This is a genomic window from Colwellia sp. 75C3 (genome assembly GCF_002836255.1).
Taxonomy (GTDB): domain Bacteria; phylum Pseudomonadota; class Gammaproteobacteria; order Enterobacterales; family Alteromonadaceae; genus Colwellia.
This window is the reverse complement of the sequence record NZ_PJAU01000047.1, coordinates 139,146-162,342: the sequence shown is the minus strand read 5'-3', so window position 1 is coordinate 162,342 and position 23,197 is coordinate 139,146. Positions and strand designations below refer to the sequence as shown.

The following is a 23,197-nucleotide window of genomic DNA, read 5'->3' as shown; positions in this document are numbered from 1 at the left end:
GGTATTAATTGACAATTGTCTATGCTTAGTCGCTAATATTAATTTAATTATTTCGATAACATAGCATTTTTGAGGAGATGATGGCAGAAATGCACTTACTAAAAACACCTTTTTTATTACTCTTGATCATAATTACTACGCTTAGTTTAGCTGGCTGTGGCGATCCCGTGAAAGAGCAAATCGAGCAGCAATTACCAATAACTGAACAAAGAGTTACTCAGTTAGGTGATGCTTTAAATAATGGTCAGGTTCGCAATGCCAGCTTAATCAACCAATATGCTGATAAAGTCATGGTTAATAAAGCGCATTTAGCGCCATTGATTAATGAATTCCGTAAGGATGCTTCTACAAATGGCCCTATGTATAAAGCGCTATTAGATAGAATTAATACTGCGAAGACTCAACCACAAATGTTTGAATCTTCACAGGCACTTTATAATGAATTACTCAATATTTACCAAGCGGCAGACCCCGTTCTATATTCAGACGCATTAAGTGATCCTCTGAATGTATTAGCTGATATGTCTGATGGTCAATTACCACGTATAAACTCCTTATCGAAATCGCAAAGTCAGCAAGCTAACAATGCTCAAGATTTTGGTACCGGTGAGCAGTTAATTGGTAATCCAAGTTATGGTAACTGGCAAACAGGCAGTAATGGTATGTCTTTTTGGGCTTGGTATGGCATGTACTCCATGATGGGTGACATGTTTGGTCGACGTACCTCTTATAATGATTGGGGTAGACAGCGTAATTATAGCTACTACAACGATTATGGCAGAACACGTTACAGCTCTCCTAGCCAATTAAAGAAACAAACATCACTTGATACCCGCACTAAAAAATCGTTTAGCAGTCGCGGGCAAAAATTTACTAGTCCTTATAGTAAAAACCGAACGGGATCATCGAGTTTATCTGGCCAAAGTAAAACAGCGCAAACAAGTTCTAATCGCTTTCGTACTAATAGTGTGAAAAAAAGTAATTACGCCAGTAAGTCTAAAAGTAAGAGCTCTAGTTTTAGAAACTCAAATACCAACACATCACGCGGTTTTAGACGCGGGAAGTAATGAATAAGTCGACTATAAAAAAAGAATAGGAACAACAAAATTATGAACACATTCATCGAACTCGTTGGTGTTAATCAAGACTTACTCGCTTATTTGGCCATTGATGTTTCTATAGCCATTTTGTTATTAGGCGCTATGCGATTCCTTTCAGGCATTAGTGCAAAGGTAAACAGTACAGAAGAATTGGCAAAAGAAGATAACTTTGCTTTTGGTATCAGTGTTGCTGGTAGCGTATTAGCGCTTGGTATAGTTCTTACTGGTGCAATTACCGGAGAAGCAGCAAGTAGTTATTCTATGGAAGCTATTGGCATGCTTGCATACGGCGGTTACGGCTTATTACTTATAAAGATTGGTCGTGTTATCCAAGATAAAGTAGCGCTGCAACATTTAGATAAAAATGCGCTAATTATAGAGAAAAACCTGACCATTGGTATTATTGATGCTGCCGGCGCTATTGCAACAGCAATAATTATTCGTGCGGTATTACTTTGGGTAGACGGACTTGATTTCAGTACATTTATCGCTATCACCAGTGGTTTTATTGTTGCTCAAACCGTATTAGTTATTGTAACTAGGCTTCGCGAGAAACAGTACGCTAAAAACAACCAAGAGGATTGTTTACAAGAAGCATTTAGTAATGGTCAGCTTGCTTTAGCCATTCGTTATAGTGGTCAGGTGATTAGTACAGCTTTAGCAGTAACAGCCGCCAGTCATTTCTTAACCTACAGTCCTGAAACCTTGGTAGTTAACTTACTTGGCTGGTTAGTGTTTGGTATTGTTATGACGCTGATTGTAGGCCTACTTACCGCTTTAGCTAAACGTATTGTACTTTGGGGCATCGATCTAGTTGAAGAAGTTGATCAGCAACATAATATTGGTGTCGCAAGTATAGAAATGGCGACCAGTATTGCAATTGCCTTAATCTTAACGGCGCTTATGGCATAATTCATCTGCCAATTAAGTTAGTCGAATTCACCGCCATCGTGTTATCAAACACTGGCGGTGTTTATTTTTAAAGGCTCACCATTTCATATTTAATTTCTCTCCTTCTGATTACTACTTATTAACGACTAACTCACATGCCACAAAATACTTTACCTCAAAACCCTTTACCCCAAAAAAACGCCCACCTACTTGACGATATTTTACTTATTTTAACCATGGCGGTGCTCGCTGGTTGTGGGCTGATTTATGAGTATTTGCTTTCTCATTATGCTGGTCGAGTATTAGGTGTTATGGAAAGCACTATCTATACCATGATCGGGTTAATGATAGTATCGATGGGACTTGGTGCTTTTGCTGCCCGAAAAGTATCCTGTGCCTTTAATGGTTTTGTTTGGCTCGAGCTAATTATTGCCTTAGTAGGCAGTTCTGCCATTTTGATTATTGGCGGTTTAATCGCTATTACACAAATATTCCCACAGCTTATTGCTGATATGTTATCTCTGCCGCCAGATATGAAACCACAAGGCGGATTGTTCAAACAATTAAGTTGGTTAGCTTTTAAAAGCCCGTATTTCTTTGGCGTAATACTCGGCTTTTTTATTGGTATGGAAATCCCATTAATTGCTCGTATTCGAGAAAGTATCCATAAGCAGCATCTTGCTAATAACTTAGGTACCATTTATGGCGCAGATTATGTCGGTGCTGGTGTTGGTGCCGCTATCTGGGTTATCTTTTTACTCAGTATCGATATCAGTAAAGCCGCAGCAATAACGGCAAGTTTAAACCTTATTGCGGGTGCATTTTTTATTCTTCGTTATTGGCAGCATCTTAATTGGCGTAAAACGTTTGTTGCTTTACATTGTGGATTAGCCTTAATCATTGTTTTAATGTTTAGTTATGGCAATCAGTGGCTTAATCAGATGAACAGCTTACTATATCTCGATAAAGTGGTTCATACCGATAAAACGCGCTATCAACAGTTAACGTTTACCGAACGTCATATGGGGCTTGACCAGAACAATATAATCAATTTTTATTTAAATGGTCGCTTACAGTTTTCGTCCATTGATGAACATATTTATCATGATTACCTGGTAGCGCCAGTTATGGCCGGCTCAGCCCGACATGAAAACATTCTTATTATTGGCGGTGGTGACGGTTTAGCCTTACGGGATGTTTTAAAATACAACCCTAAAAACGTGACGTTAATCGACTTAGACAGTGAATTGATTGATATATTTAAGCAACCCAAAGATCTGGTAAATCCGCGTTTAGCGAGTCAAATTTTACAATTAAACAAAGAGAGTTTACAGGATGAACGGGTCACTATTATTCCCGCAGATGCTTTCATTGCCATTAATCAATTACTAAAAAATCGACAAGTGTTCGATGCCATTATTGTTGATTTACCCGATCCAAGTCACCCTGATCTGAATAAACTCTATTCGGTAAACTTTTACGCTCGCCTTAAGCTATTACTGTCTGGTGATGGTTTAATCGCGATTCAATCAACTAGCCCATATCACGCAAAAGATTCATTCATTTCTATTGGCAAAACGTTAGCCGCAGCTAAGTTTGCTCATGTAGAGCAATACCACGATAATGTGCCAAGTTTTGGCGAATGGGGATGGACCATTGCCTCTAAGAGGGGCGCGAGTCCTTTAACAAGATTAAACAAATTAACTAAGCTTCCAGTAGCGCATCCGTGGATAAATTTAGCTATATTAAAGGCGGCTTTTATTTTCCCAAATGATTTTTATCAAAACAAAGAAAATATTGGCATTAATATATTGGGTAGCCACACCATTTATCAGTTACATCAAAAGGCTTGGCAAGACCAACAAAACTTAAATTAAGCACCTAATTTAAAGGTTGAAATCAACATAATTAAGATAGAGTTAATAACTATTACTTGGTAATAAATATAATCACTATTTATAAAATGATTACAATTAGTTTATAAAAACACCTTGACATAATATGTCAGGGTGTTAAATTTAACTCAGACGACATAATATGTCATCTGGATTTTTCACTAAAGAAAGGAAGGATAGGAAATACATGAATATTCATACTATAGCCGATCACTTAAACAGTTTGGCAGATAATTCAGACACAGGAATGAGCTTTGATTGCCAACCAATATCTGGCGAAGTTGACGTCCTACAAATTAGTATTTTAGGCCGTGAAGAGTTACCCATTTTTGTTTCAGTAACTGAAGATCAAATTATTTGCATCAGCTACTTATGGGGAACGGAAGAAGTTAAACCAGACTGTATTAATGCGATGCATGAAAGCATGTTAGAAATGAATATCCCTATGCCCTTATCATCATTCTCAAAAATTGGTGATAAATATGTAGTCTTTGGCGCTTTATCTATTAGTTCTAGTTTTGACGATGTTGAACATGAATTAGCGGTATTAAGCAATAATGCCATCGAAGTGATTGATGATATGAGTGATTACTTACTTTAGTTAACGAACTAATTAAGAATCACCTACATTACCCCTAATTAGGAATAAGTGGAGTTAATAATGAGTATATTTAAAAAGATTATGACCGCAATTCGCGGCGGCGCATCAGAAGCTGGTGAAGCAATCATTGATGCTAATGCAACCCGTATTTTTGAACAAGAAATTCGTGATGCTGGAAATCACCTTACCAAAGCAAAACGTGATTTAACTGGCGTTATGGCTGAACAAATGGCAGCAAAACGTGAGATTGACCGCTTAACCCGTGAAATTACAGAACATGAAGGTTATGTAGCACAAGCGCTTGATAAAGGTGATGAAACATTAGCACTTGCTGTAGCAGAAAAAATTGCTAACTTAGAAAGTACTTTAGCTGATCAACAACAAGCCCATGATAGTTTCAGTGGCAGTGCTGATCGTTTAAAAGACTTAGTTAAGAAAAGTGAACGCCAAGTTGCTGAACATAAACGTCAACTTTCTATGGTTAAAACCACTGAAAGTGTACAAAAAGCGACGTCAGCAATTACCGATAACTTTTCATCAAGCAATTCTAAGTTATTAAGTGCAAAAGATTCATTAGAACGCATTAAAGCTAAGCAACAAAAGTTTGATGATAAAATGAAGGCTGCTGAATTACTTGATTCTGAAGACTCTGATTCTTCATTACAGGCACAATTAAAAGCCGCTGGAATTGGTTCACAAGACAATAGTGCTAATTCAGTACTAGAACGTTTAAAAGCTAAACAAAAGTAATATCAATCGCTGTATACTCTTATCGAGCATGGTTTTATGTATGGTATGAGTTCAGACAATATATGGGCACTATTATTGACCACTTTTTCAAAGTATCATTAATTAAGTGCCCATTTTTATTTAGGTAGCCTTATGAATTTTTTTAAAAAAATATTTAATAAATCATCTAACGAACCAAGAAAATTAACCACTGTTAATCAATTGTTGGTCGGTGATATTATTGTTTTAACGGACAGCTTTGCTCTACCTGAATCATTACGCGGGCAAGACTTTCAAGTAAAAGCCGTTAATAGTTATGAATTTGAAAACAAGGTGCAAACCGAATGGGCCTTGATCGGCACTAATGCCCTAGAGATCTTTTTATCATTGGAAGTAGATGATATTACCGAACTGAAATTATCATTAAAAATTCAGCATGAAGATGTCGAAACCTTATTTGACTTAGATAGCTTTTCCGAAGTATTTGATGAGCCTGGTGAAGCTTTTTTAGAGAAAAAAGTAGACTCCGAAATCACCGCTATGTGGAGTAGCGAACAATATAAACAAGGTGTATTCGCTAAGGTTGGCTTTTTTCACCGCAAAGATCACCGAAGTGAAAACCTATCAGTCTATGAAGGCAAAGACAGCGGCGAGCAATTTGAATTATACTGTCTTTATAATGAAGACCAAAGCAAAGGCGTTGATGTTGAAGTATGGCAAGATGGTGATACTGAAGTCTGTCTGACTTTATTTAGGCCGCTTAGTGATATCACGGATATGTACCCTGGAAGTTAATCATAAGGTTACTTACAACAGTTACTTACAACAGTTAATAGTATTTATTCGCAAAGAATACTGACCCTACAAATTCGGAAACTACTATGGCGAGAAAAATTCCCGAGAAATGGCAATCCTCAGTTAAAGCGATAAAAGCAGTACAAGTCGCTTTTGATATGGATGAAAAAATCCAATTATCTATTCGTAAGCAAGCGCTTGATGCTGGTTTAAGTCCTTCTGATCAAATTCGTGATATTTTAGGCCTACCGATAAACAAAAGACCTAAGCGCCCTCGATTAACAGTGAGCTTAGCTCCTAGTGACTACCAACTTCTTGCTGAAAAATATCAACTACTAGCCGAAGATCAACTAGAAATTAAGAAAAAACTGATGGACGATTTAATCAACCATATAAATTTTTCTAATAACGAAGAAAATGATTAGTAGTATCAATGCCTAGTATTGCTATGTAATCAATGGGTAGCTACTGTGTTACCGTTTTGTTTGTGCCATACTGCTATTTACTGGAACAAATAATAACTTCACATGGGATATCATTATGTTAAAAATAATTACCGCGATAACGCTAACACTCGCACTAACAGCTTGTGCCAACACTGATGCACTTGATGAAAGCATTAACTCACTGAATATGAAAGTTGATGTATTATCAGCCCAAATTAGTACTTTATCAGCCCAAGCAGCTGATTTAGCAGAAAAACAACAATCTACAGCAGCTGATGTTCAAACGGCTAAAGCAGCAGCAGAGCAAGCAGCAATAGATGCTAAAGAAGCGAATGAACGTATTGATAATGTTGTCGCTTCATATAAGAAATAATCACGATTACTTTCAAAATGAATAATATACATTAAAAAAGCACCTTCTGGTGCTTTTTTAATGTCACTTATATACCGTCACAATTTAAAATCATTTAACTAATTCAATCACTAACCCCTGCGGTTTTTCAATGATTGGCAGTAGTTGTTGCCAATGTTTACGCTTAGTACCCACAAATCGCTGCATCGCTTTAGTTAAAATAACATTACCTTTAGTTACTTCAAGGTCAGCTAATGGTTGATGTATTTCTATCAGTTGCTTATCACCATTTTCGTAGGACATTTTCACTGGCTGATTAATCACTCTCACTTTAGTATTTAAAGGGATATTATCAAACAGCCACTTAATATCATTGTCATACATTCTAATGCAACCTGAACTAGCGCGCATGCCTATGCCAAAACGTTTGTTTGAACCATGAATTAAATATTCACTGGTGCCTAATCGTAGCGCATATTTACCAAACGGGTTATTTGGTCCTGCGGGGACTTCTTTAGCAAGATATTTTCCATGCTCGGCATAGTGACGGTCTTGCATCTCTTGGGTTGGTCGCCAGATAGGATCCTTTCTCTTTTCACTAATTACACTACTCGTTAACGGTGTCGATAATCCTTGTCGACCAATGCCGACAGGAAAAACATGCACTTTATTTTCTGCGGGTGAAAAATAGTACAAACGTAATTCAGGCAGGTTTATGACTATGCCTGTATGTGTAATAAAGGGTAGCAACATTTGGTTAGGAATAACTATCTCTGTGCCAATCTGAAGTAAAAAAGGATCATGCTTCGGGTTAGCGGCTAGTAAAGCTAAAAAACCAACATCATATTGCTCTGCTAGTTGTTGGAAATAATCGCCTTGCACTACGTTGTGAACCTTAGTTACACCAATGAGGCGTTTGTTCACATCCCCTATATCATAGACAGTTGCCATCAAAGGCTTAATAGTAAGCAGTAAGATAAAAAGACTTAATAATGATGTTTGTAGTTTTTTGTTTTTTGCCATGATGACTATAACCAGTAAGGTTTCATTGTTAAGGCTTTAGCTTTAGATTGATCGAGTGCGGTGATTAAATTTTCGCTTTTATTGACTAACCACTGCGTTAATTTCTTTTCTTCATTTGGTAAGTGCACTAATTGCTGCTGTAATAAGTTCAACGATTGCAGCTCACTAATACCCTGCTTAATATCAAGCCAAGGCATGTTGAAACGCTTAACTGTGTCACTATCTGTCTCAGCAAATAAACAACTGAACCAACTTGTGGTTAACAATGCTCGAATCAATAAACTATGCGCAGTTAAATACAATTCAATTGTCGAAGCGTCTTGAGGCTTTTGCAATTGAGTTAACTCATTGCTCAATGCTTCAGTGCTATTTGTTAAGTGCTTAGCAGCAAATTCAATTAATGATAGATCGCTTTGGTTATTAGAGCTATTAGCACTACTTCTTTTAAGCAATAAAGAGAGCAAATCTAGTTGTAAATTATTAAAACGTTCGCTATGTAATAACGCTAATACTTGCGCCTCTCTCGGGTATCTATTTTGATCCAGTTGTAGCTTAGTGATCAACTCTTCATTAACTAATGTTTCTTTTTGATATGAGCTTTGCTTAACGTTTAGCGATTCAATATACCGAGCATTATCAACCCAATGAATCGTACGAATGAAGTAGCTAAGTTCATTGCGAAGCATTATTTCATCCTCCGATAATAGCTCACTGAAGAGCCAAAACCCCTGCCTGAGTAAAACAAGAAACTCGCTTACTTTATTTAGCTTAATTAACAAAGGAGCTTCAACATAACTATCAACACAGCGTTGTAACTGAGTTAAAGAAGACTCGATTCCATGGGTAAAGGCTGCATCTAATCGGAGATCTTTTGGTATAGTTATCATCGAGAGCGCTATTTGCTCAACAATGGCATAGTCATTGGTCGCATTTTTCTCAATATCAGCGCTTAGTTCTTGGCTCTCACGGTATAAAGCATAACCTCGAGCTGCCTTGGTTAATTGCCCTGGTCGTAAAGCTAATTGGCTAAATAGTATTTTAGTTAATACAAATAATGCTTGGGCATCACCGCTAACTAGTTCTAATTCTATTTCATAAATACGCGGCTTATTTGTATAACCCTGGCAAGCAACTTCACCACAATCAAAAGCAATTTCAACTTGCGCATCCGCTAAGCTAACCAGCCAAGTATGGCGGGTAAAATTTGTGGAGAATAGTTCAATAATCTGTTGCTGTAATTGACTTATATCAGTATTTGGCTGCCAAATAGAATGAGGAAACAGGGCTATAATAGGTTTGTCATCATCAATATCGACATTATATTCTGGTCTTTGATGTAGACCTGCAATGATGGTACCTGATGTTTTTATAGTTTGTTCAAAGCGCTCCGCTTCACCCAAACATTGAGTACCACGAGTACGTAAGGCAATTCTACTTTTGCGTAAGGCCAGATCCGCAGTATCATAATAGTGATTGCTCAGCTGCTTTTCTTGGTGAACAAAAGTTAACTCATGTTCAGAGAGTAACTGGCCTATAGTTGTCTTTATCTGCTTTGCTGTCGTCAGTTCATTGCTTTCAAGCAAAGAGTACTTTAATTCTATTTCTGTAACCATTATGCCCTAATTAAGTGTTTTACTAATCACTTAGCAAGCATACCGTTAGTACATCAATATGCCAATAGAGAGTTTTTCCTTATTTACGGCAAAGTTATATAGAATGAGACCCAACCTACGAAAGACTTACTACTGTATGACAAAAATCACCTTGTGCTCTTTCAAAAAAGATAACTCTTGCAAGACCTTAAGCTAATCTTTGTGTGGAATGAAGTCATTCTTAGCTTGCCATCAAAGCTGCAAACACATAATATCTTGTCCTCCTTGATTTATTTACTACATTGGTTTTTCTATGAATAACGTTATTAATGTCATAGCACTTCTTGCTATAACTTTATCTAGCTCGCTTTTTTTATCTGCCCAGGCTGCAGAAAACAATTACAAGCAGGGCTACATCTCAGATGAATTATCCATATATATGCATGCTGGCCCTGGTACTAACTACAGAATATTAGGTACTATTATCGCAGGCTCTGAAGTTAAAATTACTGGCGCGGAAGATAATGGCTATAGTGAAGTGATCGATGAAAAGAATCGAGCCACTTGGGTTGAAAGTAAATATGTAAGTACTAAAGCAGGACTTAAATTTGTTGTTGCTGAGCTAAATGGAAAAATAGCCAATAGTAGCGACTTTACTAGCCAACTCGATGGCGAAGTAAATGAACTAAAGAGTAAAGTTAACTTATTAACGAATGATAAGAAAAAACTGTCTGCTGAACTTAAAAAATTGACCAGTACATTAGCAGAGACTCAAACCAAAATTAAAGATCAAGATACCAATATTAAAAAGCAATGGTTTTTCAATGGTGCCTTAGTTTTGGGCATAGGTTTAATATTAGGTTTGATTTTACCAAGATTCTTCGCTCGTCGCCGCGGCTCTATGGAAAACTGGTCATAAATTTATAAGTATATAAAATGGCATACTTCAAAAAACACTTTAAAGTATGCCTAATAAATCTGATAATAAGTAAGTCTGCTATCCTGTTAGGTTTAAATACTGTAGAGCAATTTTACTTGTTGAGACCCTCCTAAAAACATCAGTTTCACCTAAATTAAATTAATTCAGTATTTGATTCCTGATTAATAGCTTTTATTAGCGTTCCAGGGGATTGGCCACCAAGATAAACCATTGATAAATAGCTCTATTCTACTCCCCTCCCCTGAATACGAAAACCCTTAATTTTATTTCCGTCGACACTCGAGAAAAGTAAAGCGATGTCATCAACAATGGTCTCTAATGCTTTTACTGGCGCTTGATTCTTCATATTACTAATCGCATTTTTACACTTTTCTTCATCAAGTATAAGTAGTGCCTGCTTTACTAAGCTATCGGAGTTAGGCGCTGCGGCAAGAACTAATTGCTTATTATGACATAACTTTAATCGCATGGGTTGATCCGGTGAAACTGGAGCCGCAACACAAGCTTTATGTAAAGCTATACATTGTAATAAAGTATCACCCGCACTAATAACACATGCTTTAGCATTAGATAATAAAGCAATAAAATCTTTATTCTCTATATTCCTTAAGCAAATAACATCGTTATTTTCAGGAAGGTTTTTCGGATAGTTACTACCAAAGAGAACAATACATTTCATTGTGATCTTGCAATCCAACATTGTTCTAGAAAACTCTTGTGCTGCTTGATAATAGATATCGGCAGCCAGTGCACCTCCGACCTTATGTCCGCCAGAGCCAGCATTAAAAATAAAATACCTTTCTGTACTTAAGTCATACTTTTTAAGTAGCTGTGCTTGGTAAGTATTATTAGTTAATTCAAAAACAGGCCCAATATTTTTAGGCTCTTTTTTACTACAAATAGTTAGTTTCGCACGTTGCCAATAACTTAAGGGACTAATACAGTAGTCAGGCTGTGCTACCCAGTGAATATCGGTATTGAATAATCTATTTAATTTCAAACCTCTACTCCGTTTTTTATTATGTTGGGAGATAAAAGCGACTTTCGCACCAACAATTTTTGCTTGTTTAAACTGTTTAGCACGACCTGATGCATCAAAAATCACCAAGTCAGGGTTAACTTCCAAAATAATATCGTTAACTCTCATTACCTCTTTTGTCGGTGAGTCTTTACAAGTATGAACGGTATAAGGGCAATCTTTTAAATAAGCGACATGTTCATTTAAAATAAAGTGAATATTGATTTTAGGCCAGCGCAGTTGCATCGCTTTAGCAATAATCATAGAACGCATATATTCACCAATACCAGAAGGTGAAGAAACAGGAATAAATAATACGCAGTTCGGTTCCATTAAAGAAAAGTACCTAAAATAATAGATGGATAAGACCCCGTATTTTACCCTAAAAGAGCGCACTCCTCTAATATCTATCGCTGTTTTTTTTTGTTACGAGATTCAAACAATAGATGAGTTAACCTGCCAACACTGGTACAATTTGCAAAATTTTTGTTATCGCAGTATCTCTACTCTTTTTAGTTGCAATATTTTGTTGTCAACGTACTGTACTTTTTAGGACATTTTAATGTTGTTAAAGCCTAGTTTGGCCCTTTTATCTTTACTTTTTTTAAACGCAAGTTTTGCCGCTCCTTGGGTTGAACCCAATGATCTCGCCTTAAGAAATGATATTCAATTACTTGCTGATAGCGGCATTATTACAGCTCCTGTAACCACATACCCATTGATGTGGAATGCCATAAAACATGACATTATGTCGGCTAATATCACCTTGCTTAATGATGAACAAGTACAAGCCCTCAACCATGTAAGATTTAACTTTAAATACGCTTCTAGTCACCAAAACATTACCAAAAAAAGCATTTACCTCGCTACCAATGCCAATCGATTTACTAGTTATGGTAATGATAATTTTGATAAAGGTAATGTTGAATTATCCGATGAGTTTTTTGTTGGTAACTTAGCGGGTAAATTACAAGTAAATTACCGTATGGATTTAGATGACAATCCTGAATTAAACCAAGGTAATGATCTCAATATGGATGGTAGTTACCTTGCCTATAAACTGGGTAACTGGGTATTAAGTGCTGGCGCTATAGAACGCTGGTGGGGCCCAGGTATTGATACCAATTTAATCATGACGACCAACTCAAGACCATTACCTGGATTAAGCATTACCCGAGATAATTCAGACGCTTTTAAAACACCTTGGTTAAGTTGGATTGGTCCTTGGACTCTTACCGCACAAATGGCGCAATTAGAAGGTGACCGCGAGGTTCCTGATGCATTAATGTGGAGTACACGTGCCACAATTCGTCCATTCCGTGGTCTAGAGCTAGGTACCGCTTGGTCATTTCAATGGGCGGGCGAAGGTCAACCTAGTTCGATAAAGGACTTCTTTAGTGTATTATTTGGGGATACTGATTGTATATATGGCCAAGCTAGTTGTGATCCTGACCTTCAGACTCAGCTAGGAAATCATCTAGCAGGTTATGATATCCGCTGGTCAGATACAGTATTAGATTTACCTTATGCACTCTATTATCAAGCCATAGGAGAAGATGCCTCACCTAATGGTTTAGTCACTGATAAAGCAACTATGTATGGTATTGAGGCGCGTTTTACCTTATTTAATCAGCGAGTTTTCGCAAATTTAGAATATACCGATACGCAAGCAGCCTGTGATAACTATGGTGGTACTCAACTCAATTGTTTTTATGAACATCCAGAAATTTATAACTCCGGTTATCGTTATTATCGACGCAGTATAGGTTCAACTTATGACAATGATGCACAAACCTTAGTGGCTACTGTTTTAATTCAAACAACCGCAGGTAATAGTTGGCAATTAAAGCTGAGAAAAGCACAATTAAATACTGACAATATTGACCTCTACCCTGATGATATAAACATGGGCAATACAGTATCTAAAGTCGCAGAAGACGTTTTACAGTTTGATGGCCAATATAAGTTTATTGCTTTTGATTCCCGTTTTACATTGGGAGTGATAGTGACTAACTCTAAATTTGAGAATAATATAATCGAAGACTCTAACTACGAAGATGGCACCGACTTTGATGCTTATATAAAATGGGAATATCGCTTTTAGTAGTATTCTAAATAACTTAGGCTGTTAGCGGTACTAACAGCCTAAGTAAATAATAATTAAACGCTAATTTAAAAAATAATAATAGTGATATACTTCTCTAATCAATGATAACTAACCAAAATGCGAACTAGCAAATGATAAAAACAAAAACTTATGCGCCTCGCTGGTATAATACTTATGCCATACACTTCTTCCGTCTAATCTTGACGCGAATTATGCCAACCTCTTGGTTTCGAGCTGCGCTACCAAAAATAAAAGACCGCACTGCTGTTGATGGTTTTTTCAAGTTAGAGATTGTTAGCCATTGTTGGGGTTATTCAAATATGCTCACCTATCAATTAAGCTCTTTTGTTAATTACCCACCGACAAAGTGTGCCCTGACAGTTACCGTTTTTTACGCTAAAGAAGATGTTAAAAGCCAAGCAGTATTAGATTTTTTTAATCAAAAAAGCGTGGATAATGTCACTTGGAATTTTCAAGCCTTATCAAAGGGTAAATTATTTAGACGTGGTATAGGCCGAAATTTAGCCGCTCGCTCAACAGATGCTGACTGGTTATGGTTTACCGATTGCGACATTATCTTTCATGAAAACTGCTTAGACTCATTAGCTGAACAACTTCAAGGTAAACAAGAAAGCTTGTACTATCCCCAGCAAGAACGCACTACCGAAATGTTGGCGCAAGATGATCCTATGTTACGTCAAGATAGTGAACCACAATTAGTCGACATTGATGCTGAAGGTTTTAGCTTACATTCTCGTGATAAAGCCAAAGGTGCTTTTCAAATAGTGCATGGTGATGTAGCACGCGCTATCGGTTATTGTGAAAAATTAAAAATGTTTCAAACAGAAGATGATCGCTGGCGTAAAACTTATGAAGATACCGCATTTAAGTGGTTAATTTCCAGCGAAGGTACCCCGTTAGATATCGATGGTGTATTCCAAATTCGTCATGTGCAAAAGGGTCGTTATACAAAAGACTCTAATGTATCGAGAGTCCGTAGTAAGATTAGACGTTTACAAGAATAAGCCCGAATAACATCATAAGACAAAGACTAAAGTATGACTAAAAAAGTACTAACCTTTACCAAGAAGGTTTTGCCAAATTCTAATACCTTTGTTGCTAGCCAAGCACTTAATCTTCCAAACATTAAACCAGTCTTTATCGGTTTTGAAAAAGATGTTACTGGAATATCATTAATTCAAGGCGCTGATTATTGTGTGATGAATGAATACTCGAAGTTACCACGAGTAGATAGGCTTGCTTTAGAGGTTTTTGGTTATGTGAATAATAACTGGAAGGAGGCATTATCATGCCAACAAGCTAGTTTGCTTCATGCGCACTTCGGCAAAGGCGGGTATTACTGTACCCCAATAGCTAAACAACTTGATTTGCCCTTAATAACAACCTTTCATGGCTCAGATATAACGCAAAAAGATAAACATTCATATAATAAAAAACACAGAGAAGTCGTTTTTCAAAACTCCGATATTATTCTAGCTGTTTCTAATTTTATTAAGAAAAAATTAGTAAGCCGTGGTTGCCCCGAAAATAAAATAATTCAGCATTATACTGGTATTGATACTCAGTTCTTTTGTCCTACCGGTGATAAAACAAAACATCCAAGTATTTTATTTATTGGTCGGTTAATTAAACAAAAAGGCTGCCAATATCTACTACAGGCAATGAAAACTATCAATAAAGCATCCCCTGAAACCGAATTAATTATTATCGGTGACGGTACTGAGAGTAAAGCACTGAAAGAACAAGCGAGTTCATTAAACAATGTAAGCTTTTTAGGTCGGAAAAATAAGGAACAAGTAAAAGCCTTAATGGCAAGCGCTTGGTTAATGTGTGCGCCAAGCATTACCTTATCTCGTGGTAATGAAGAAGGCTTGGGCACTGTATTTTTAGAGGCGCAAGCTATGGGTACTCCTGTGGTATCTTTTGATACAGGTGGCGTTGCCGAGGCTGTAGTTCATGAAAGTACGGGGATTTTAGTCCCCGAAAAAAATACCGCAATGTTAGCAGAAGCGTTACTTTTATTACTCACTTCAAACACAACAAGAAATAACTTCTCTGTTCAAGGGGTTGCACATATAGAGAGAAATTTTGATGTCGTTAAACAAGGTAAACGATTGGAAAATATTTATACTGACCTAATCAAGTAATAATTAGTAAACATCACACAGACTTCTTCCCGAGTAAAAACGTTAATGAGCACTACAATATGATCAAAAAGATATCTTACCGTGCAGAAATTGATGGCCTAAGAGCTATCGCCGTATTAGCTGTAATTATCTTCCATGCAGGTATCGAACAGCTCTCTGGTGGCTTTATTGGTGTAGATATCTTCTATGTTATCTCAGGCTATTTAATTACGAGTATTATTATAACCTCGGTAAAAAAACAACAATTTTCTTACCGCAATTTTTATGCTCGCAGGGCAAAGCGTTTACTACCTGCCGCACTAACTATGATTTTAGTCACAGTTGTATTCGCTGCTTTGATACTATCTCCTGACAAGTATTACCAATTAGCAAAAAGTGCAGAGTTTTCTACTCTATTCATGGCTAATGTTTGGTTCATGAAAAACTCAGGGTACTTTGATCTATCAACACAAATATCACCCTTAGTGCATATGTGGTCACTATCAATTGAGGAGCAGTTCTACTTTTTCTACCCCTTCATCGTACTAACTGCCTATAAAATAGGAAAAATAAGAGGCATATTTTGGAGCATAGTCATAATAATATTATCGACGTTCGTCCTCAATCTAAGTCTAATTAACACCCACCCCAACTTTACCTTTTACATGTTACCCACACGCGCTTGGGAGCTTGGTTTAGGCGCATTAATACATTTTATACCTTCACTTAAAACTAAACAAAAAACACTCGTTAATGTGCTTTCATTTACTGGCTTAACAGCCATATTTTATAGCTTATTTTTTATCACTGAACATGACGCCTATCCTGGATATTTAGCGCTAATACCTACTTTAGCAACAGCCTTGATTATTTATAGCTTATACCAGCAACACACCAGAATATCGCGACTATTAGCCAGTAAACCACTAGTATTTATAGGTAAGATTTCTTATTCATCTTACTTATGGCATTGGCCAATTATTGTCTTCTATCGTATATATATTAATGAAAGAGCCTTTAATACTATTGAGATTTCCATACTTATTTTAATCAGCTTAATTGCAGGTTATCTTTCATGGAGATTTATCGAAAACCGTTATCGCTATCAAGACTATAGCGATAAAAAAATATTAAAAATAACGGCGTATGCGACAGGAATTTCAGTCTTATTAATAGCAAGTGTATTGCTAACTAAAGGGTTTCCTATCCGTGTTAGTAATGACTTAGCAGCAATTAGTAATAATAAGCTAATGCGCGCGCTACCTTGCATCGAACAAATATCCCCGATAGCTGGCATTGATGAAAAATTCTGCGTGGTTGGCTCCCCTTGGGGAAATGCAAAATACAGAGCAATAGTTTGGGGCGATAGTCATTCATTACACTGGGGGCAAATACTTCACCAACTAGCAAAACAGCAAAATATTTCCGTCGTTATAGCACCAAGAAAATGCCCAGCTTATTTAAACTCAGCTTACATTAAATCGCACTACCCTAAGTACCCACAATTCAATGAAAACTGTACTTTTAGAAACAACGCAACACTTAATTGGCTTAAAGAAGACCGTTCGATTGAATTAGTCATACTTGCATCGGCATGGTCTGGGCAAATACGCATGCATTATACCGATGAGCATCAAGAGAACTTATCTAATACCAGCCTCGAAAATAAATTCCCAGAAATTGGCGCTAACTTAAGTAAAGTAGCTTTTGAGCCATTGTTAACTCAACTTAGTGATAAAACAATATTACTTTTATCAGATATTCCACGGCCTAATAAAAACCTAAATGAATGTGCTTTCGCTCAGAACACCCAGCTTTTCCGTCAGAAATGCGATCCTGAAAAATTTAAAGTATTAGATTCAAAAGCAGTTTATTCCTGGCATAAGTATAGCGATGAAATGATCAGAGAGGTTGCCAATAATCATCATAACGTTAATGCAATCATCCCAACTGAACACTTATGTGGGCCCGAATATTGTCAAACATATATTAACGGAGAGTTGATATATCGCGATGACAATCACATAAGAAGTAATCTAAAAAGAGCAACTGCAGAGGCGTTAGCTGAAAAAATCAAACTTAGTGATTATTTTTCACAACTTAAGATGGTGCATTATAACTAACAGCACTAGTATAGACAGTATTGCCATAGCTAATATCAAATATATATTTGACTAGCCATTGACACTTACAAGGCAAATGCGTTATTTTTAATGTATTGAATAGTTTTCACTTAAAAAGAATATTTATTAGCTTTTTTCGTATTTTTACACAGATGCTAATAACGAAACATATAATGACTAAATTGATTAAGCACATTAAGACTAACCTCCTCCTCCTCGCACTCAGCATGCGCGGCTAGGTTTTGTTGCTTCTTCAAAAGTTTAAATATTGAGAACTAAGTAGAAATAAAATAAAACCCGCGCTAACAATCGCGGGTTTTTTTATGTCCGCAGTTAATAGTGATAATTGAACCACTGACATCAGCAAAGATTTAAAGGACAGGCACATATGAGCAACCCACACGCTTCTAGCAATAAAGTGAACAATGACCAAGTTATAATTTTTGATACCACCTTACGTGATGGTGAACAAGCATTGAATGCCAGCTTATCGGTCCATGAAAAACTGCAAATAGCCTTGGCGATTGAACGTTTAGGGGTAGATGTAATGGAAGTCGGTTTTCCTGTTTCTTCTCCTGGTGATTTCGAATCAGTTCAACAAATTGCCCGCACAGTTAAAAATGCACGTGTATGTGGCTTAGCCCGCGCTGTAGAAGGAGATATCGATGCCTGTGCACAAGCATTAAAGGTTGCTGACCAATTTCGTATTCATACCTTTATTTCAACCTCTGATGTTCACGTTAAACAAAAATTACGTAAAGAGTTTAGCGATGTAGAAGCAATGGCAGTACATGCTGTTAAACACGCAAGAAAATTCACTGATGACGTTGAATTTTCTTGTGAAGATGCTGGTCGTACTCCTATTGATAATTTATGTCGCATGGTTGAAAGTGCGATTAAAGCTGGCGCTACTACAGTAAATATTCCTGATACCGTAGGTTATACCCTGCCCTTTGAATTCCAAGGCATCATTACTGACTTGTTTAATCGCGTACCTAATATTGATCAAGCGATAATTTCTGTTCATTGTCATAACGATTTAGGTTTAGCTGTTGCTAACTCTATGGCAGCAGTTCAAGCCGGTGCCCGTCAAATTGAATGTACTATCAACGGTATTGGCGAACGTGCGGGTAACTGCTCGTTAGAAGAAGTTGCGATGATCATGCAAACTCGCCAAGCCTTGTTAGGTGTAAAAACCAATATCAATCATCAAGAAATAGCACGCGTATCAAAGTTAGTAAGCACCGTCTGTAATATGCCTGTGCAATTAAACAAGGCTATTGTTGGCGGTAATGCTTTTAGTCACTCGTCAGGTATTCATCAAGATGGCATGTTAAAAGCCAGTAATACTTATGAAATCATGACACCTGAAAGTGTCGGTATCGCTAAAACAAAATTAAACCTTACTTCTCGAAGCGGTCGTCATGTGATTAAACACCGTATGGAAAGCTTAGGTTATCAAGAAAGTGAATATGATATTGAAGAACTATACGCAGATTTTTTAACTTTGGCGGATAAAAAAGGTCAAGTATTTGATGATGATTTAGAAGCGTTAGTCTTCAAGTTACAACAAAAAGATTTAAAAGACTTTTTCCAATTAGACACTATTAATGTGCAGTGTGGTGATGGCGAGTTTTCTACCGCTAGTATTAAGCTTATCTCCGGTGATGTAACAGAAGATAAAGAAAATACTAAGGTTCACGCAGCCACAGGTAATGGTCCAGTTGATGCGCTTTATCAAGCAATTAAACAAAGTGTTGATATAGAGTTTGAAGTCAGTGATTACAAAATATCAAACAAAGGCTCAGGTGAAGACGGTTTAGGCCAAGCCGATTTAGTGATCACTTGGCAAGGAAGAAATTTCCATGGTTACGGTCTAGAAACTGATGTTATTGAAGCGTCAGGACAAGCATTAATTAATGCACTAAACAGCATCCATAGAGCGATGACAATTGCGCAGTTAAAAGCAGACAAATAAACCGGCAAGTAATAATAAACATAACGCGATTAACATCTCGTCTTCATCATAAATAAAGTAGGCGGGAACTTGTTCGCGCTTATGTTAGCAGCGCGAACAAGTTCCCGCCTACATAATTAAAAAGGTTATAAACATGTCCAACATAGCAATTTTAGCCGGTGATGGTATCGGCCCTGAAGTCATGGTTGAAGCTAAAAAAGTATTAGCCTCAGTAGCAAATAAGTTTGATTTTGAAATAAACACTGAAGATTTTGATATTGGTGGTGCTGCCATTGATAACCACGGTAATGCCTTGCCAGATTCAACCATGGCAGGCTGTGAAGCTAGCGATGCTATTTTATTTGGCAGCGTAGGTGGTCCTAAATGGGCAAACTTACCGCCAACAGAGCAACCAGAGCGCTGCGCTTTATTAGGTTTACGTGGTCACTTTGATTTGTTTTGTAATATGCGTCCTGCGACTTTACAACCTTCGTTATCAGCACTGTCTACTTTACGAAGTGATATATCTTCACAAGGTTTTGATGTATTGGTTATTCGTGAATTAGCTGGCGATATTTACTTTGCTGAGCCAAAAGGTCGTCGCGGTGAAGGTGAAGAAGAAACAGGCTTTGATTCTATGTTTTATTCACGTCGTGAAATAAAACGTATTGCACACCTTGCCTTTCAAGCAGCACAAAAGCGCAATAACAAAGTAACTTCTGTTGATAAAGCCAATGTATTGGCTACTAGTCAATTATGGCGTCAAGTTGTCATTGAAGTTGCCGTTGAATATCCTGAAGTAGAGTTAGAACATCTTTATGTTGATAACGCTGCTATGCAGTTAGTACGCGATCCTAACCAGTTTGACGTAATGCTTTGTCCTAACTTATTTGGTGATATTTTGTCAGATATTTGCGCCATGATCACCGGCTCTATGGGTCTATTACCTTCAGCAAGCTTAAACAGTGACGGTTTTGGTATGTACGAACCTGCAGGCGGTAGTGCTCCAGATATCGCAGGCATGGGCATTGCTAATCCTATTGCACAAATCTTATCTGCCGCCTTAATGTTACGTTTCAGCTTAAATCAAGGCGCTGCAGCAAAAGCGATTGAAGATGCAGTATCTAGCGCACTAGATAATGGCATATTAACCGCTGATTTATTACCAGCAAACGAACGAAGCAATGCAAAGTCTACCAGTGAAGTAGGTGACTATATTTGTAAATACATTGATGCCCAGAAAGAAGAGAGCGCATAAGATGACAATAACTAGCCCGCAAACCATGTATGAAAAGTTATGGCAAACTCACTTAGTTGAAGAAGCTAAAGGTGAAACACCATTATTGTATGTTGACCGTCATTTAATCCATGAAGTGACCTCTCCACAAGCTTTTGCAAATTTACGTTTTCATAACCGCCCAGTACGTCATCCTGAACGTACTATTGCGACCATGGATCATAATATTTCAACGCGTTCAATTAAAATTGATGCTGCCGGTGAAGGCGCTGCCAACCAATTACGTGCGTTGGCCATTAACTGTAAAGACTTTGGTATCGAACTTTTTGATATGGGTCATAAAAACCAAGGCATTGCACATGTTATTGGGCCTGAACTAGGTTTAACATTACCTGGTACTATTATTGTTTGTGGTGACTCACATACCGCAACCCACGGTGCATTTGGTGCCCTTGCGTTTGGTATTGGCACCTCTGAAGTAGAACATGTTTTTGCGACACAGACTTTACGTCAAAATAAAGCAAAAACGATGAAAATTGAAGTTAAAGGTCATGTCGGTGCCGGTATTAGTGCCAAAGATATTATCTTAGCCATTATCGGTAAAACAGGTAGTGCTGGCGCAACAGGTTATGTAGTTGAATACTGTGGCGAAGCTATCGAAGCGCTAAGTATGGAAGAGCGCATGACAGTGTGTAATATGAGCATCGAATTTGGCGCAAAAGCAGGTTTAATTGCACCGGACCAAACAACTTTTGATTATGTAGAAGGTAAAGAGTACGCCCCGAAAGGTGACGTATTTGAGCAAGCTGTTATTGATTGGACCAACTTAAAATCTGATACTGATGCAACATTTGATGCCGTATTAACACTTGAAGCAAAAGATATTAAAGCACAAGTCACTTGGGGCACAAACCCGGGCCAAGTTATTAGTGTCGACGGCATTGTGCCTTCACCTGAAGACTTCAGTGACCCAGTTGAGAAAGAGTCTTGTATTAATGCACTGAAGTACATGGACTTAACTGCCGGTACTAAAATGACAGATATTCAAGTGAACAAAGTATTTATTGGCTCTTGTACTAACTCACGCATTGAAGATTTACGCGCCGCTGCAGGTGTTGTTCAAAAGTATGAAGGACAGCAAGTAGTCGATACTATTGATGCCATTATCGTTCCTGGCTCATATCGCGTTAAAGAACAGGCAGAAAGTGAAGGTTTAGATAAAATATTCACCGATGCTGGTTTTGAATGGCGTTTACCAGGTTGCTCAATGTGTTTGGGTATGAATGATGATGTCCTTGAAGAAGGTGATCGTTGTGCATCAACCAGTAACCGTAACTTTGAAGGTCGCCAAGGTCGTGGTAGTCGTACTCACCTAGTGAGCCCTGAAATGGCTGCCGCCGCAGCTATCACTGGTCACTTTGTTGATTTAAACGCGTAACGATGGACCTGTTTTAGGTAATTAATTCATGTAGGCGTGATTTTAATCGCGCTTTGCAGATAAAATTAACCCCCCTAGCGCGAACACTTTTGTTGAAAGTAAAGCCGCCTACGGTAAGGTAAGGAAAAGAAAATGGAAAAATTTAACACACATACAGGTTTGGTTGTGCCATTAGATGTTGCAAACGTCGATACCGATCAAATCATCCCTAAGCAGTTTTTACAAAAAACTGAACGCGTAGGGTTTGGCGTGCACTTGTTTCACGATAGCCGCTACTTAGATCATGATGGCACGCAGGAAAATCCTGACTTTGTTATCAACAAGCCAGAATATAAAGGCGCAAGTATCTTATTAGCCGGTGAAAACTTTGGTTGTGGTTCAAGTCGTGAGCACGCACCTTGGGCCCTACAAGAATATGGTTTTAAAGTTATTCTAGCGTCAAGTTTTGCTGATATTTTTTACGGGAACTGTATCAACGTGGGTCTTTTACCAATTAAATTAAGCGAAGCAGAGATAGAGCAATTATTTAAACTATCTCCTGATGCTCAATTAACACTTACCGTTGATTTACCAAATAATACCGTTACTTGTGGCGAATTATCTTTTAAGTTTAGCTTGAATGAATTTCAACAATATAGCTTAGAAAATGGTGTCGATAGTGTCGGTTGGACGTTAGATAAGCTTGATACGATTAAAGCCTTTGAAGCGAAAATGCCTGCTTGGCAATAAATTATTCTATCGTTACGCGATAACATAATTAAAAAGCCCCGATAAGTACTCACTTACCGGGGCATTTTTTTAGCTAA

General features: G+C 37.5%; 20 protein-coding genes. 17 read left to right on the top strand and 3 right to left on the bottom strand.

Annotated elements, in window-relative coordinates; genetic code table 11:
- Positions 1 to 89: 89 nt before the first annotated feature.
- The 8 genes from CXF85_RS10015 (at position 90) to CXF85_RS09980 (ending at position 6,830) form a co-directional block, all read left to right on the top strand.
- Positions 90 to 1,067, top strand: a complete 978-nt coding sequence (locus CXF85_RS10015; RefSeq protein WP_101228455.1) for a hypothetical protein — start codon at positions 90 to 92, stop codon at positions 1,065 to 1,067.
- Between the two features lie 42 nt (positions 1,068 to 1,109).
- Positions 1,110 to 2,012, top strand: coding sequence for a DUF350 domain-containing protein (locus tag CXF85_RS10010; protein WP_101228383.1), 903 nt, complete (start codon positions 1,110 to 1,112; stop codon positions 2,010 to 2,012).
- A gap of 134 nt (positions 2,013 to 2,146) precedes the next feature.
- Positions 2,147 to 3,868 carry a polyamine aminopropyltransferase gene (locus tag CXF85_RS10005; protein ID WP_101228382.1) on the top strand — a complete coding sequence of 574 codons (1,722 nt, stop codon included), beginning with the start codon at positions 2,147 to 2,149 and terminating at the stop codon, positions 3,866 to 3,868.
- A 205-nt stretch (positions 3,869 to 4,073) separates the two neighbouring features.
- A complete protein-coding gene (locus CXF85_RS10000) occupies positions 4,074 to 4,487 on the top strand; it encodes a YjfI family protein (RefSeq protein WP_101228381.1) in 414 nt (137 codons plus the stop codon).
- 60 nt (positions 4,488 to 4,547) lie between these two features.
- Positions 4,548 to 5,237 carry a PspA/IM30 family protein gene (locus tag CXF85_RS09995; RefSeq protein ID WP_101228380.1) on the top strand — a complete coding sequence of 230 codons (690 nt, stop codon included), beginning with the start codon at positions 4,548 to 4,550 and terminating at the stop codon, positions 5,235 to 5,237.
- A gap of 132 nt (positions 5,238 to 5,369) precedes the next feature.
- Positions 5,370 to 6,011, top strand: a complete 642-nt coding sequence (locus CXF85_RS09990; RefSeq protein WP_101228379.1) for a hypothetical protein — start codon at positions 5,370 to 5,372, stop codon at positions 6,009 to 6,011.
- A gap of 86 nt (positions 6,012 to 6,097) precedes the next feature.
- Positions 6,098 to 6,436 (top strand): hypothetical protein, encoded by a 339-nt coding sequence (locus CXF85_RS09985; protein ID WP_101228378.1) that lies wholly within the window; start codon positions 6,098 to 6,100, stop codon positions 6,434 to 6,436.
- A 115-nt stretch (positions 6,437 to 6,551) separates the two neighbouring features.
- Positions 6,552 to 6,830, top strand: a complete 279-nt coding sequence (locus CXF85_RS09980) for an Lpp/OprI family alanine-zipper lipoprotein (RefSeq protein ID WP_101228377.1) — start codon at positions 6,552 to 6,554, stop codon at positions 6,828 to 6,830.
- 90 nt (positions 6,831 to 6,920) lie between these two features.
- On the opposite strand, the gene CXF85_RS09975 is transcribed toward CXF85_RS09980, so the two are convergent.
- Together CXF85_RS09975 and CXF85_RS09970 are read right to left on the bottom strand one after the other, a co-directional pair.
- Positions 6,921 to 7,832 carry a L,D-transpeptidase family protein gene (locus CXF85_RS09975; RefSeq protein ID WP_101228376.1) on the bottom strand — a complete coding sequence of 304 codons (912 nt, stop codon included), beginning with the start codon at positions 7,830 to 7,832 and terminating at the stop codon, positions 6,921 to 6,923.
- Between the two features lie 5 nt (positions 7,833 to 7,837).
- Positions 7,838 to 9,445 carry a CYTH domain-containing protein gene (locus tag CXF85_RS09970; RefSeq protein ID WP_101228375.1) on the bottom strand — a complete coding sequence of 536 codons (1,608 nt, stop codon included), beginning with the start codon at positions 9,443 to 9,445 and terminating at the stop codon, positions 7,838 to 7,840.
- 292 nt (positions 9,446 to 9,737) lie between these two features.
- On the opposite strand from CXF85_RS09970, the gene CXF85_RS09965 reads away from it, so the two are divergent.
- On the top strand, positions 9,738 to 10,343 hold the full coding sequence (locus tag CXF85_RS09965) for a TIGR04211 family SH3 domain-containing protein (protein WP_101228374.1): 606 nt from the start codon (positions 9,738 to 9,740) through the stop codon (positions 10,341 to 10,343).
- A 244-nt stretch (positions 10,344 to 10,587) separates the two neighbouring features.
- Here the strand turns inward: CXF85_RS09965 and CXF85_RS09960 are convergent, their stop codons facing one another.
- Positions 10,588 to 11,715 (bottom strand): hypothetical protein, encoded by a 1,128-nt coding sequence (locus CXF85_RS09960; RefSeq protein WP_101228373.1) that lies wholly within the window; start codon positions 11,713 to 11,715, stop codon positions 10,588 to 10,590.
- Between the two features lie 229 nt (positions 11,716 to 11,944).
- On the opposite strand from CXF85_RS09960, the gene CXF85_RS09955 reads away from it, so the two are divergent.
- The 8 genes from CXF85_RS09955 (at position 11,945) to leuD (ending at position 23,120) form a co-directional block, all read left to right on the top strand.
- On the top strand, positions 11,945 to 13,486 hold the full coding sequence (locus CXF85_RS09955) for a capsule assembly Wzi family protein (RefSeq protein WP_101228372.1): 1,542 nt from the start codon (positions 11,945 to 11,947) through the stop codon (positions 13,484 to 13,486).
- Positions 13,487 to 13,620: 134 nt separating this feature from the next.
- Positions 13,621 to 14,514, top strand: a complete 894-nt coding sequence (locus CXF85_RS09950) for a glycosyltransferase family 2 protein (RefSeq protein ID WP_101228371.1) — start codon at positions 13,621 to 13,623, stop codon at positions 14,512 to 14,514.
- Positions 14,515 to 14,547: 33 nt separating this feature from the next.
- Complete coding sequence (locus tag CXF85_RS09945) at positions 14,548 to 15,657, top strand: glycosyltransferase (RefSeq protein WP_101228370.1); 1,110 nt, start codon at positions 14,548 to 14,550, stop codon at positions 15,655 to 15,657.
- A gap of 59 nt (positions 15,658 to 15,716) precedes the next feature.
- Positions 15,717 to 17,759, top strand: coding sequence for an acyltransferase family protein (locus CXF85_RS09940; protein WP_101228369.1), 2,043 nt, complete (start codon positions 15,717 to 15,719; stop codon positions 17,757 to 17,759).
- A gap of 388 nt (positions 17,760 to 18,147) precedes the next feature.
- Complete coding sequence (gene leuA, locus CXF85_RS09935; protein WP_101228368.1) at positions 18,148 to 19,737, top strand: 2-isopropylmalate synthase; 1,590 nt, start codon at positions 18,148 to 18,150, stop codon at positions 19,735 to 19,737.
- Positions 19,738 to 19,870: 133 nt separating this feature from the next.
- Entirely contained in the window at positions 19,871 to 20,974 is a 1,104-nt protein-coding gene (gene leuB / locus CXF85_RS09930; RefSeq protein WP_101228367.1) for a 3-isopropylmalate dehydrogenase, read from the top strand.
- Between the two features lies 1 nt (position 20,975).
- Positions 20,976 to 22,391 (top strand): 3-isopropylmalate dehydratase large subunit, encoded by a 1,416-nt coding sequence (gene leuC, locus CXF85_RS09925; RefSeq protein WP_101228366.1) that lies wholly within the window; start codon positions 20,976 to 20,978, stop codon positions 22,389 to 22,391.
- 132 nt (positions 22,392 to 22,523) lie between these two features.
- A complete protein-coding gene (leuD, locus tag CXF85_RS09920; RefSeq protein WP_101228365.1) occupies positions 22,524 to 23,120 on the top strand; it encodes a 3-isopropylmalate dehydratase small subunit in 597 nt (198 codons plus the stop codon).
- The last annotated feature ends 77 nt before the right edge of the window (positions 23,121 to 23,197 follow it).